The sequence below is a fragment of the Sphingorhabdus sp. genome, from assembly GCF_044357595.1.
Taxonomy (GTDB): domain Bacteria; phylum Pseudomonadota; class Alphaproteobacteria; order Sphingomonadales; family Sphingomonadaceae; genus Sphingorhabdus_B.
Genome location: NZ_JBIKPH010000071.1, coordinates 1 through 12,451, shown reverse-complemented (window position 1 = coordinate 12,451; position 12,451 = coordinate 1). Strand labels below are relative to the sequence as shown.

Sequence of the window (12,451 nt, the reverse complement as noted above, 5' to 3'; positions counted from 1 at the left end):
CTCCGGTCATCAACCCTCGGTACCCCATGCGCCAAAGGGAAATAAGGCTCTATCCGGCGCATCTGCGCCCTGCTCAACATCAACAACTCACTCATCAGCACCACCTCCTTCAGTGTCGCCATTGAATTACAAAAATACCGCGGTGGGAATCCCTTTAATAGGTCCTGATCCTAGTCTGTTGCGAAATCGCGTACTTTTTGGCTACTGCCACGCGGCAGGATCATCACTTCATTGCCGTTTGCAACAATGAGTAAATCATCAACATTATGCACAGAAACGCGGATGCCATTGGTGTGGATAAGGTAGTCGCTGCTTTGATGGAGACGAATAGCGCTAATTCTTCTCGGAATTTTATCTTCAGCGGTATAGTTAAGTCTTAATTGCAGGGGTTAGTTAAGCGCAAGCAATTCTCTCGGATCAATTCCTGCACGCTGCATCTGCGCTTTCACGTCTGGCCAAATATGATGCAGGAAATTTTCTCGTTCAAAGCTGCGTAATTTCGCAGTTGCGCCGCTGGCAACAAACAGGCCCACGCCGCGCTTCACGTCTACCAGGCCGCTGTCTTGAAACAATTGATACGCTTTAGCGACTGTAAGGGGGTTGGCACCCTGATCTGCCGCGAAAGCGCGCACGGAAGGGAGCATCTGACCCTCTTTATAATTACCATCAAGAATGGCAGCCGCAATCACGTCACGCAATTTCAAGTAGACGGGCTTTACTTCGTTTTTCATTACATGCTTACTGCCATAATACACTAGGGCGCGTCAAGCATGCCTAAATCCCGTTAGTCAGGGCCACTGACGGATAATGTCTCCGGGTATGGGCCGAGGACGCTCTTCAAGCGCAAGCGCAGGGGTTCCGATAAAGAACATGCCCGCGATCTTCTCCTCGTCTAGACATAGGCTGTCGCGAACCGTGGGATCGTAACTGGCCCAACCTGTAATCCAACTTGCTACAAAGCCTTGCGCATGTGCCGCGTGGATAAGGTTCATGGCGACTGCGCCAACGCTCAATTGTTGTTCCCAAAGCGGGATTTTTGCGCTTGGTTGCGGTGAAGACATAAGGAACACAAGCGTTGGAGCCATGTGCGCCGACGCTATGGCTGCTTCTAACTGCGCGGGCCGGGCACCTAGATTGGCAGAAAAAAAGGCCTTTGTAAGCAGTTCGGCAAAAGCTTCGCGGTCGGTGATTTCGACAAATCGCCATGGAAATAACTTCCCATGATCGGGTGTGCGCATAGCGGTTTGTAAGATCCTGTCGAGCGTTGGCGCGTCAGGGCCGGGGGTAACCATATCGCGTGGTTTGCCTGAGCGACGGGTTTCCAAATAGGTGGTTACAGAAGAAAGATCGTTGAACATTCCGCTCCCTTCGACGAAATTCGACCCCTTCGGCAATAAAATTCTTCACAGGCGCAGTTTTTTAGGTAGGTTCCGCTGCAACCGTTCCCATCAAGGGGACATCAAACATAACAGAGATGAGGGGTTCGCTCGATGGCGACATCATATGCGCAAGATGGAGATGCAGCAGGGACATTCCTTGGCCATCCCAAGGGGCTTTTTGTATTATTCTTTGCTGAAATGTGGGAGCGGTTTTCCTATTACGGAATGCGCGCACTGCTCATTTTCTATCTGACGAAGCATTGGTTGTTTTCGGATGAAAAGTCCGGGGTCATATACGGCGCGTATACGGCATTGGTTTACATCACACCTGTTCTAGGCGGTTATATCGCGGATCGGTATCTTGGGCAGCGAAAGGCTGTGACCTATGGCGCTGTTCTGCTAACTTTTGGTCACTTCCTCATGGGATTTGAAGGTTCTGGCGGACAGGATGCGGCGTCGCTGAACATCTTTTGGCTCGCCTTGGCGTTTATCATCGTGGGTTCGGGCTTTTTGAAGGCAAATATCTCCGTAATCGTTGGTCAACTTTATCCGCGCACGGATGTCCGCCGCGATGGTGCGTACACGATTTTCTATATGGGCATTAACCTCGGCGCTGCACTCGGGGCGCTGCTCTGCGGTTATCTGGGCGAAACCTTTGGCTGGTCCTACGGCTTCGGCGCTGCGGGCGTTGGTATGTTGCTTGGCCTGATCGTGTTCATCATATTCAAGCCGCTTTTGCTGGGCCGTGGTGAACCATCGAACCCTGAAGCTCTCAACAAGCCTGTAATGGGTATCAAACTAGAGTGGTTGCTGTATCTTGTTGGCCTAGTTGCAGTTATTATCTGCTGGTGGCTAGTCCAAAATCAGGCGGTGGTCGGCAGTCTGCTTGGTGTTGCGGGCGCGATATTGGTGGGTTATGTTTTGTGGACAGCGGTCCGGAAGCTTGAGCCGCACGATCGAGACCGCATTTTTGCAGCGATGTTCCTCATCATCGGGTCGATCCTGTTCTGGGCATTGTTTGAACAAGCAGGTTCGTCGTTGAACCTGTTCACGGACCGACATGTGGATCGCTCTGGCGTGCCAGCATCTGTTTTCCAATCGTTGAACGCGATTTACATCGTCTTACTTGCCCCGCTGTTTGCATGGCTTTGGACAACGCTGGGCCGCAAGGGGCTTGAACCTTCGGCGCCAGCAAAGTTCGGCTTAGGCATAGTTCAGCTTGGCATTGGCTTTTTGGTTTTGGTGGCGGGTTCCGCTGCTGCGGGCGATAGCATGGTGCCCGTATTGTTCATCTTCCTGATTTACCTGTTCCACACGACCGGCGAATTATGCCTTTCGCCTGTGGGCCTGAGCGCAATGAACCGCCTTGCACCAGTGCACCTTGCTTCGCTGATTATGGGCACATGGTTTTTTGCATCGGCGACTGGCAATTTTGCCGCCGGTTTGATTTCAGCAGCTACGGGTTCGGAAGCTGCGTCTGGAGAGGGCGCAGGACGTGAAGTTGTGATGGCTGTGTACAGCCAGATAGGCTGGATTGCGATTGGCGTTGGTATCGCTGTTGTCGTGATTTCGCCTTTGATCAAGAAACTGATGCACCTCGACACCTTGCGTGACGATGGCCCTGTCGAAGGCCAAGCTTAAGCAGGGAAGCTTTTGCTGCTGGAGCTCAATCTAAAAATCGGAGTTAATTTATGGCAATATCGAACGCATGGCGCAGTGCTTATCTTGTGCTTCCACTGGCCCTAGTGGCGTGTTCCAACGCCGAAGGTCCAAAGACAGCGTCGTCCGCACCTGTGTCGAAGCCAGCGCAAAAGGTACCCGTGCCGTTCCCGTCGACCTACAAAGCCTATCCAGGAGTTGCCACGGCCATTCGTAATGTCACCGTGTACGATGGCGAAGGCGGCAAGATCGACAATGGTGTGGTATTCATAACCGCCGGCAAAATTAGCAGCGTTGGTGGACCTGAAACAGCCATTCCAGCAGGCGTGATGGTCATTGATGGGACGGGCAAATTTGTAACGCCCGGCATCATTGATATTCACTCCCATTTGGGTGACTATCCGACTCCATCGGTTGAGGCGCATAGCGATGGCAACGAAGCCACTTCGCCAACGACACCCGAAGTATGGGCCGAACACAGCGTATGGCCACAAGACCCCGGTTTCAGCCGTGCGCTCGCCAATGGCGGCGTGACGGCGTTGCAGATATTGCCGGGTTCAGCGAACCTTATGGGTGGCCGGTCAGTAGTCCTGAAAAACGTCTATGCCCGTACTGTACAGGGCATGAAGTTCCCTGACGCACCTTATGGTATGAAAATGGCCTGTGGAGAAAATCCGAAGCGGGTTTATGGCAGCAAGGGGCGGATGCCATCAACGCGCATGGGCAATATCGCCGTCAATCGGCAGACATGGATCAAGGCGCAGGAGTATAAAAAAAAGCGCGATAGCGGCAAAGAATATACACGCGATCTGGGGCTTGAAACGCTTGCTGGCGTATTGGATGGTGACATCTCGATCCAGAACCACTGCTACCGCGCCGACGAAATGGCGCTCGTCCTCGATATGGCGAAGGAGTTTGGTTACACCGTTTCGACGTTCCATCATGCGGTGGAAAGCTACAAGATTGCTGACCTGTTGCGTGATAATGGGGTTTGTTCAGCAGTATGGGCGGATTGGTGGGGCTTCAAGATGGAGGCCTATGATGCAATCCCTGAAAATGCCGCCATTCTTCAAAATGCGGGGGCGTGTGTCATTATCCATTCGGACGATGAAAATCAGATTCAGCGTTTGAACCAAGAAGCAGCGAAGGCGCAAGCCGACGGCCGCCGGATGGGTATCAACATCAGTGATGCTGAGGTCATCAAATGGCTGACCTACAACCCCGCAAAGGCTTTAGGCATATCGGATAAAACAGGAAGCTTAAAGCCCGGCAAAATGGCCGATCTGGTTTTATGGAACGGCAACCCGCTGAGCGTTTATGCGCGGCCCGACAAGGTATGGATCGACGGCGCGTTGATGTTTGATGCAAGCAATCCCAAAATACGTCCGGTTAGCGATTTCGAGCTAGGCCAACCAGGTGAAGGAGATGTGAAATGAGGCATTTTCTCTACGCCGCTGCTGCATTGGCAGCATTCGCTACACCCGCCGTGGCCGAAACAATTGCAATCACGGGTGGCCGCGTCGTCGTCGGTGACGGCACTGCGCCAATAGACGGGGGTACAGTTATCATCCGCGACGGGAATGTTATTGCCGCAGGTGCAAGCGTCGCTGTGCCAGCAGATGCCCGCCGGATAGATGCAAAGGGCAAGTGGGTGACCCCGGGTGTTTTTGCAGGCTTTACGCGGCTCGGTCTGTCTGAAGTCGACGCCGTTAAGGGCACCAACGACAAAAGCGGCGGCAAAAGCGGGTTTTCCGCGGCGATCGACGTCGCACCCGCCATTGATCCGTTCCGTTCGCCATTTGCCGTTAACCGCGCTGCTGGTGTTACCCGTGCCGTGGTCGCACCTGAGGCTGCAGAGAGCATTTTTGCAGGGCAGGGCGCGATTGCTGATTTGGGCGCTGACTCAAGCCCAGTGACAAAGGCACGCGCCTTCCAATTTGCAGAATTTGGTGAGGACGGGGCCGCGCTCTCGGGCGGAAGCCGCGCGGGAGCGCATCTGCATTTCCGCGCCATGCTGCGTGAGGCGCAGGATTATGCCGCTGGCCGTGGTAATTTCGATGATGAGCTGTTGAAGGCTGAAGACGCAAAGGCGCTACTGAATGTGCTTCGTGGTGAAACGCGTTTGTTGATCCACGTTGAGGGCGCAAATGACATGCTGCGCTTGATCGAGTTGAAACGTGATTTTCCTTCGGTAAAGATGGTTTTTGTCGGCGCGAGCGAAGGTTGGCGGATTGCTCCCCAATTAGTGCAGGCTGGGGTCCCGGTTATTGCATCGGCGCTCAATGATTTGCCTGTAACGTTCGAAATGCTCGGTGCAACGCAGAGCAATATTGGACGTATGAAGGACGCGGGCGTTCAGGTTGCGATTGGCATGATCAATGACCGCGACTCCCACCAGCTGCGCTACACCACGCAATATGCTGGCAATATCGTTAGTCTGCAATTTGTACCCGGCGCAACGGGGCTGACTTGGGATGAGGCATTTGCCGCAATTAGTTCGGTTCCAGCAGATATGATGGGCGTTGGCGACCGTTTCGGGAGCTTGAAAGCCGGTAAAGCCGCAGACGTCGTCATTTGGGACGGCGACCCGCTGGAGCTGTCCAGCGCGGCCACAACGGTGTTTATCGACGGGGTGGAACAACCGCTTACCAATCGTCAGAATCGCCTCCGTGATCGTTATGCGCGGCCAACTGAAGGCGATTTACCAAAGGCGTATGACCGCTGATGAGTTGAAATGTTTTAAGGGCAATATTGGGAAGCGGTGGTATCGGTTATGATCAGTTATCTAGCTCTCACTTCCGCTAGCCTTTTGTTTGTCGGAACACATTTCCTCATGTCGCACCCATTGCGCGCACCTCTTGTGCAACGCTTTGGGCCAAACGGCTTCATGCTCGTCTACTCCGCTGTGTCGCTTGTGACATTTGTTTGGATGGTCCTCGAATTTGGTCGTGCGCCCAAGGCACAGGAGATGAAAAAGCGCGCAATGTTGGGTGGTCAGTGGGCAGCTTGGATCCGCCGCACGCAATTCATAGCCCACCCCGCGGCGCTGTTAAGCGTCGGGGCCGGACCATGGATTGCAGGTCTATTGCTTTGGGCTGTCGCGACATGGGCGCACACTGTCTGGGGCGTTGTTGGAGCGGGTCTCTTTCGGTGGATCGGCGTTTAAAGCCGGACCATTTTCATACCCCGCTCGCCATAACGCGGCCCGGATGTTCCGCCGCGTGGAGCGGCTAAGTGAAGTGTGGCGAGGTCATCGGCGTCGAGCTTAACGTCGATTGCCTTTGCACTATCTTCCATCGTGACCCGCCGCTTGAAACCGGGTATCGGAACAATGTCGTTGCCTTGCGCCAATATCCAGGCCAGCGCGACTTGCGCGTGGGATGCTTCATGCTTGGCTGCGATTTCGCCTACGACGTCAACGATCGTGAGGTTGGTCGCAAAGTTATGATCCTGAAAACGTGGGTCCTGCCGCCGCCAGTCATTCTCCGGAAGTTCGTCCAGGTTCCGGAATGCGCCGGTCAAAAACCCACGACCAAGTGGCGAGTAAGGGACAAAGCCGATACCAAGTGCACGACAAGTCGGGAGGATCTCTTCCTCAATATCGCGTTCCCACAGCGAATATTCGCTCTGCAACGCCGAAATCGGCGCCACGGCAGCGGCACGGCGCAATGTTTCCGCGCCAGCTTCGGACAGACCAATATGTTTGATTTTGCCTTCGGTTATGAGGTCGGCCATCGCGCCAACCGTCTCTTCAATAGGGATGCTCGGGTCAACGCGGTGTTGGTAACATAGGTCGAGGCAGTCGATGCCCAATCGCTTCAATATGCCTTCAACCGCTGACTTTGCATTTGCGGATGAACCGTCCACGCCGACGATGTTGGCGCCGTCAAATTTGAAACCGAATTTGCTGGCAATGATCAGTCCTTCGCGTTTGCCCTTGATGGCTTGGCCGACAAGTTCCTCATTTTGGAACGGTCCGTAGATTTGTGCCGTATCGAAAAAATTGATGCCAAGGTCGATGGCGCGGTGGATGGTCTTAATAGCCTCATCGGGGTCAGCATTTTTACCATAAGTGATATTACCGTCTTGGACCATCGGCATGCAGCCGACGCCGATAGCCGATACTTTTAGTCCGTGGCCGAGTTCACGATAGTGCATTAGCTTTTTCCTTTTCGGGGGCGTCGATGACGGTAGCAAGTGCGACGTCCATCTGCACATTGCCGGTGGTGCGGAAAATATCAGGTAGCGTCTCAACGGCAATTAACAACGCCAGTGGTTCAATCGGGATGCCAAGCGCCAAGCAAATGGGCGCAATTGAAGTGACGAAGCTGACCGAGCCGGGCAGGCTTACGGCACCCATCGACGTTAGCGCGGCAATGAAGATTGCAAAGCCATAGTCGAATGCGTCGAGCTCAACCCCGAACCAGTTTGCAACATATAGCGCTACGGCCAAGTTCATGGCTGGTCCGGTCACACGCAGCAAAGCAACGGCCATAGGCAAAACCAGACCTGCAGTAGATTCGCGAACACCAAGTACTTCTGCCTTTTTCAGCATCAGCGGTAGGCTTGCGAGCGACGATTGGGTCGACACCGCGAATGCCTGCACCGGCGCGATTTGCCTGACGAATTCACCGAGACGTACCTTGCCGGCGAAAACAGCTATCGGATATGCGAAAGCACCCACAATGATGCCGACAATAGAAACTGTGACGATATAATGCGCAACGGCCCCTAAGGCAGCGAGCCCTGATCTGGCCCCGACAACAAAGGCCAGAGCGAATACACCAATGGGTGCAAGTTTCAGCACCCACTCGATCACAATGACCATCGCGTCGGCAAGAGCGCTAAAAAACCCAGCCATTTGTGCGCGTGGCCCTTGCGCAAGGCGGGTCACTGCAAATGCAAAAACCAGCGTGAAGATTAAAAGCGGCAGGATCGAATCATTTGCCGCCGAAGATATGGGATTGGTGGGAACCAACGCGACGATAAAATCACGTAATGGCGGCTGTTCTGCGGCAGCAGGAACCGTTGTGAGTGCCGCGCGCAGCGCTGCCGCGCTCTCCGTTGGCATGGGCCATAGGGATAGCAACGCAGGTGTAAGCACCGCGCCCAAGACGGCTGAGATAACCATCAGGCACACTACCCAAAATACGGTGCGTGCCGCTATCGGCCCCGCGCGCGCTGCTTCCGCGCTTTTTACAATGCCGGTCACGAGCAATGCTACGACGAGAGGAACGATCGTCATGCGAAGGCCGTTGAGCCAAAGAGAGCCGACAATGTCGAGCCAATAGGCAATTTGCACTCCAATGACGGGGGCTTGCGCGGCGGCGATAACTCCAAGGGCAAGACCGATGAAGAGCGCGAGAACAATACGAGTAGCGTTTGACATAGCGACGGGTCTTGCCAGCCACTCGCTCCCTATGCAAGGGAGAGGCTAAGCAGCGCGAAAAAATCAATATGGACGCGCAAAACAGCAGGAACAAAAATGGCGCGCAAATATTTCGGGACCGACGGCATCAGGGGACGGAGCAATGTCGGCTCTATGACGCCGGAAATGGCAATGAAAGTTGGCCAAGCAGCGGGCACACATTTTCTGCGCGGGGGGCATAGGCACCGCGTTGTCATTGGCAAGGACACGCGCCTGTCGGGTTATATGATCGAGAATGCGTTGGTGGCGGGCTTTACCAGCGTCGGTATGGATGTGGTTCAGTTTGGCCCGATCCCGACGCCTGCCGTGGCCTTGCTGACTCGGTCGATGCGCGCAGATTTGGGCGTCATGATTTCCGCCAGCCACAATCCCTACGAAGATAATGGTATCAAGCTATTCGGGCCTGATGGGTTCAAATTGTCGGATGCCGATGAATTGGCGATTGAGGCTTTGCTTGATGTGCCAGTTGCTCTGGCTGATGCGGCTGACGTCGGTCGTGCCCGCCGTATTGAGGATAGCCGTGGGCGTTATATTCACGCGGTAAAAGCTTCGGTGCCTGAACATATCCGGTTTGACGGACTGCATGTGGTGCTAGATTGCGCCAACGGGGCCGCTTACCAAGTAGCGCCGACCGCGATTTGGGAGCTTGGCGCGAAAGTGACGCCGATTGGCATCGAACCAAATGGCAAGAATATCAACGACAAGGTCGGATCTACGCATATCGCAACGCTGCAGGAAACCGTGGTGGCTGCTGGCGCGGATATTGGTATCGCTCTTGATGGCGATGCAGACAGGCTTATCGTTGTGGACGAACATGGCCGCGTGGTCGATGGCGACCAGATCATGGCGCTGCTTGGCTGCGCAATGAGCCGCAGCGGCAAACTTACTGGTGGCGGGATCGTCGCGACAGTGATGTCCAACCTTGGCCTTGAACGCTATCTTGAGAGCCAGGATTTACGCCTCATCCGCGCGAAAGTTGGCGACCGCTATGTCCTTGAAGAAATGCGCAAGCACGGTATCAATCTGGGCGGTGAGCAATCAGGCCATATGATCATGCTGGACCACGCCACGACAGGCGATGGCACGATCGCTGCGCTGCAGGTTCTTACCCAGCTCGTCGCCAGCGGAAAGCCGGCAAGCGAGGTACTACACCTGTTTGATCCCGTTCCCCAATTGCTAAAAAATGTGCGCTTTTCAGGTGGCAAGCCGCTCGACAATGCGAACGTCCAGACGGTGATCGCAAAGGCGGAAGCGGAGCTGGCTGGCAATGGCCGCTTGGTTATTCGTCCATCGGGAACAGAACCCGTTATTCGCGTGATGGCAGAAGGTGACGATGCCGTTCAGGTCGAGCGGATTGTTGACAGCATATGTGACGCTGTCAGGGCCGCTGCATCCTGATGGCCAAATGCGCGCCCGCTCGCATTTTGATTGTCGCTGGCTCCGACAGCGGCGGCGGGGCAGGAATTCAAGCAGACATTAAAACCGTCACCATGCTTGGTGGTCATGCAATGACGGCGGTCACCGCGATTACCGCGCAGAATACGCTTGGGGTCGATGCGGTGCATATGATCCCCACGCAAATGGTCATTGATCAGATCAGCGCCGTCGTCGGCGACATTGGCGTGGACGCAGTCAAAATCGGTATGATTGGCAATGCCGAGACTGCGCATGCGGTGGCGGACAGTCTGTCGGAACTGTCTTGCCCAATCATATTCGATCCTGTCATGATCTCGACCAGCGGCGCTGTGCTGGCGGATGCGGATACCATCGCCGCGTTTGAAAGGCTTATGGGGCTTGCAACTCTGACTACGCCCAATTTGCCTGAGCTGCAGGCGTTGGGTGGCAAAGATGCTTTGCTTGCGCGGCGCGTTCCGTCGCTGATTAAGGGCGGGCATGCCGATGGCGATAACATCATGGACGAACTCCACCTCGCGCCGGGTCAAAGTGAAAGCTGGAGTAACCAACGGATCCAAACGCGCAGCACGCATGGTACAGGGTGCACGCTGGCTTCCGCTATCGCAACTGGCTTGGGGCAGGGGATGGAGCTTGTGCCCGCAATCGCACGCGCACGTCTATTCGTGCGGCTTGCCCTGCGTGATGCGCCGGGTCTTGGACAAGGGCATAGCCCAATGGGGCACCAATCAGTGCGTGAGGACGCAATGGTCGCAGGCCCGTCGCTCAATCACGTCACTTTGGGGTGTCGTGATTATGCTGCGTCGGTGGATTTCTACAAGACGCTTGGGCTTCAACAGATCGTCGACAGCCCGAGCAATGGTTATGCGCGGTTTGAAGTGCCCAATGGGGTGACTTTCTCCATCCACCAAAGCGACGATATTGCGACATCAACTGTGGTGTATTTCGAAAGCAAGCGGCTCGATGCTTGGGTCACGGAGCTATCCAGTCAAGGCTATGCCTTCGAACAGATGCCGCAAGATGAGATCTGGGGCTGGCGCGAAGCGAAGTTGCTTGATCCCGCCGGGAATATGGTTTGCCTATACAGTGCAGGCGAAAACCGCCGCTATCCAGCGTGGCGGATGTGATCGTCGGTGTGGACGAGGCAGGGCGTGGGCCGCTGGCAGGCCCTGTAGTTGCGGCGGCGGTGCTGCTCTGCAAACCGCGTCCCTCCGGCCTGGATGACAGCAAGAAACTCACGGCTGCGCGCCGTGCCGAACTTGAAGCAACGATTAAGCGCCGCTGCCAATGGGCCGTTGGGGTGGTTGATGTTGAGGAGATTGACCGCCTGAACATATTTGGCGCGACGATGCTGGCTATGACTTTAGCCGTCGATGCTTTGTGCGCGAAGCTTGGCTGCGATCCCCTTGAGGTGCTTGTGGACGGCAATATGACACCCGCTGGCCGCCGCCCCGAATGGCGTTGGAATGCGAGGGCCATTGTTGGCGGCGACGCCATTGAGCCGTGTATTTCAGCGGCGTCCATCATTGCCAAAGAACATCGTGACCGGATGATGTGTTTTGCGGCACAGCAGCATGTGCAATATGGTTGGGAAAAGAATAAAGGCTATGGCACGCCAGACCATCTTGCAGCGCTTCGGGCGCATGGGCCGACGCCTTTGCACCGGAAAAGCTTCGCGCCAGTGTCTCAAATGGTTTTGCTATAATTTTATTTGGCCAGTGAGTCCTTCGGGCAACACCACTAGGTGTTGAGTCTCCAAAGATTCGCCAGACTCCACATCTTGTGCCGGACTCGTTTCGTTCCGCCTAGATGATGGCTTTTTGCGGAACATCGCTACGGTTCCCTTGCGATCAACGCCCTTGACCCAGAGCCCGCGCTGAATCATCGCGGTCTGGTAAGCGCCAGAAGGAGCAGGCAATGGGTGTTATTGAGAAAATTAGACCAGCAACAAAAGCAATGCTGGCACCGGCACCTGAACTGCCACGCAATCAAATACTGCGGATGGACTGTATTGAGGCCATGCGCTCATTGCCGGATTGCTCGATCGATATGGTCTTTGCCGATCCGCCATATAATCTGCAGCTTGGAGGCGACTTGTTGCGCCCCGACAATAGCAAAGTCAGCGCTGTTGACGATGACTGGGACAAGTTTGCAAGCTTTGCCATCTATGACAAATTCACGCGCGCGTGGCTGGCCGAAGCGCGCCGCATTTTAAAACCAAATGGCTCGCTTTGGGTCATTGGCAGTTACCACAATATTTTCCGCGTGGGCACGGCTGTGCAAGATGCTGGATATTGGATCCTCAACGATATCGTCTGGCGCAAGTCCAACCCGATGCCAAATTTCAAAGGCACCCGCTTCACCAACGCGCATGAAACCTTGATTTGGGCGTCAAAGAGCGAAAAGTCGAAATATACGTTCAACTATCGCGCGATGAAGACGCTCAATGACGAGCTGCAGATGCGGTCCGATTGGCTTATCCCCATTTGTGGCGGACAGGAGCGGTTGAAGCGCAATGGCGTGAAGGCGCACCCCACGCAAAAGCCTGAGGCATTGCTGTATCGCATATTGC

Annotated in this window: 12 protein-coding genes; 8 read left to right on the top strand and 4 right to left on the bottom strand. The window is 55.0% G+C overall.

The features are described from left to right. Positions 1–389 precede the first annotated feature (389 nt). Entirely contained in the window at positions 390–731 is a 342-nt protein-coding gene (locus ACIQ2T_RS08305; RefSeq protein ID WP_397590404.1) for a GntR family transcriptional regulator, read from the bottom strand. A 57-nt stretch (positions 732–788) separates the two neighbouring features. Beyond that, positions 789–1,358 (bottom strand): nitroreductase, encoded by a 570-nt coding sequence (locus ACIQ2T_RS08300; RefSeq protein WP_397590403.1) that lies wholly within the window; start codon positions 1,356–1,358, stop codon positions 789–791. Positions 1,359–1,490: 132 nt separating this feature from the next. Between ACIQ2T_RS08300 and ACIQ2T_RS08295 the strand changes: the two genes are divergently transcribed. The 4 genes from ACIQ2T_RS08295 to ACIQ2T_RS08280 are packed head-to-tail and all read left to right on the top strand — an operon-like array spanning position 1,491 to position 6,204. After that, the gene (locus ACIQ2T_RS08295; RefSeq protein ID WP_397590402.1) at positions 1,491–3,020 is read left to right on the top strand and encodes a peptide MFS transporter; all 1,530 of its coding nucleotides are present in this window, start codon (positions 1,491–1,493) and stop codon (positions 3,018–3,020) included. Between the two features lie 50 nt (positions 3,021–3,070). After that, on the top strand, positions 3,071–4,474 hold the full coding sequence (locus ACIQ2T_RS08290) for an amidohydrolase (RefSeq protein ID WP_397590401.1): 1,404 nt from the start codon (positions 3,071–3,073) through the stop codon (positions 4,472–4,474). After that, a complete protein-coding gene (locus ACIQ2T_RS08285; RefSeq protein ID WP_397590400.1) occupies positions 4,471–5,763 on the top strand; it encodes an amidohydrolase family protein in 1,293 nt (430 codons plus the stop codon). Before ACIQ2T_RS08290 ends, ACIQ2T_RS08285 begins: the two co-directional genes overlap by 4 nt. A 48-nt stretch (positions 5,764–5,811) precedes the next feature. Then, a complete protein-coding gene (locus ACIQ2T_RS08280) occupies positions 5,812–6,204 on the top strand; it encodes an NnrU family protein (RefSeq protein WP_397590399.1) in 393 nt (130 codons plus the stop codon). On the opposite strand, the gene ACIQ2T_RS08275 is transcribed toward ACIQ2T_RS08280, so the two are convergent. Together ACIQ2T_RS08275 and ACIQ2T_RS08270 are read right to left on the bottom strand one after the other, a co-directional pair. Continuing rightward, positions 6,201–7,196 (bottom strand): aldo/keto reductase, encoded by a 996-nt coding sequence (locus ACIQ2T_RS08275; RefSeq protein WP_397590398.1) that lies wholly within the window; start codon positions 7,194–7,196, stop codon positions 6,201–6,203. The genes ACIQ2T_RS08280 and ACIQ2T_RS08275 overlap by 4 nt on opposite strands. After that, the gene (locus ACIQ2T_RS08270; RefSeq protein WP_397590397.1) at positions 7,183–8,427 is read right to left on the bottom strand and encodes a dicarboxylate/amino acid:cation symporter; all 1,245 of its coding nucleotides are present in this window, start codon (positions 8,425–8,427) and stop codon (positions 7,183–7,185) included. The genes ACIQ2T_RS08275 and ACIQ2T_RS08270 overlap by 14 nt, the downstream gene beginning before the upstream one ends. Before the next feature lie 96 nt (positions 8,428–8,523). On the opposite strand from ACIQ2T_RS08270, the gene glmM reads away from it, so the two are divergent. The 4 genes from glmM to ACIQ2T_RS08250 form a co-directional block, all read left to right on the top strand. Next, entirely contained in the window at positions 8,524–9,864 is a 1,341-nt protein-coding gene (glmM, locus tag ACIQ2T_RS08265) for a phosphoglucosamine mutase (protein WP_397590396.1), read from the top strand. After that, positions 9,864–11,006, top strand: a complete 1,143-nt coding sequence (gene thiD, locus ACIQ2T_RS08260) for a bifunctional hydroxymethylpyrimidine kinase/phosphomethylpyrimidine kinase (protein ID WP_397590395.1) — start codon at positions 9,864–9,866, stop codon at positions 11,004–11,006. Before glmM ends, thiD begins: the two co-directional genes overlap by 1 nt. Beyond that, positions 11,003–11,584, top strand: coding sequence for a ribonuclease HII (locus ACIQ2T_RS08255; protein WP_397590405.1), 582 nt, complete (start codon positions 11,003–11,005; stop codon positions 11,582–11,584). Before thiD ends, ACIQ2T_RS08255 begins: the two co-directional genes overlap by 4 nt. Before the next feature lie 212 nt (positions 11,585–11,796). Next, positions 11,797–12,451 (top strand): DNA-methyltransferase (locus tag ACIQ2T_RS08250; protein WP_397590394.1); only part of this gene is annotated, 655 nt, incomplete at its 3' end.

Bases quoted from the DNA above. Each gene is read 5' to 3' on its own strand.
- ACIQ2T_RS08275 (WP_397590398.1), bottom strand. From the start codon at position 7,196: ATGCACTATCGTGAACTCGGCCACGGACTAAAAGTATCGGCTATCGGC.
- ACIQ2T_RS08280 (WP_397590399.1), top strand. From the start codon at position 5,812: ATGATCAGTTATCTAGCTCTCACTTCCGCTAGCCTTTTGTTTGTCGGA.
- glmM (WP_397590396.1), top strand. From the start codon at position 8,524: ATGGCGCGCAAATATTTCGGGACCGACGGCATCAGGGGACGGAGCAAT.
- ACIQ2T_RS08290 (WP_397590401.1), top strand. From the start codon at position 3,071: ATGGCAATATCGAACGCATGGCGCAGTGCTTATCTTGTGCTTCCACTG.
- ACIQ2T_RS08285 (WP_397590400.1), top strand. From the start codon at position 4,471: ATGAGGCATTTTCTCTACGCCGCTGCTGCATTGGCAGCATTCGCTACA.
- ACIQ2T_RS08305 (WP_397590404.1), bottom strand. From the start codon at position 731: ATGAAAAACGAAGTAAAGCCCGTCTACTTGAAATTGCGTGACGTGATT.
- ACIQ2T_RS08300 (WP_397590403.1), bottom strand. From the start codon at position 1,358: ATGTTCAACGATCTTTCTTCTGTAACCACCTATTTGGAAACCCGTCGC.
- thiD (WP_397590395.1), top strand. From the start codon at position 9,864: ATGGCCAAATGCGCGCCCGCTCGCATTTTGATTGTCGCTGGCTCCGAC.
- ACIQ2T_RS08270 (WP_397590397.1), bottom strand. From the start codon at position 8,427: ATGTCAAACGCTACTCGTATTGTTCTCGCGCTCTTCATCGGTCTTGCC.
- ACIQ2T_RS08295 (WP_397590402.1), top strand. From the start codon at position 1,491: ATGGCGACATCATATGCGCAAGATGGAGATGCAGCAGGGACATTCCTT.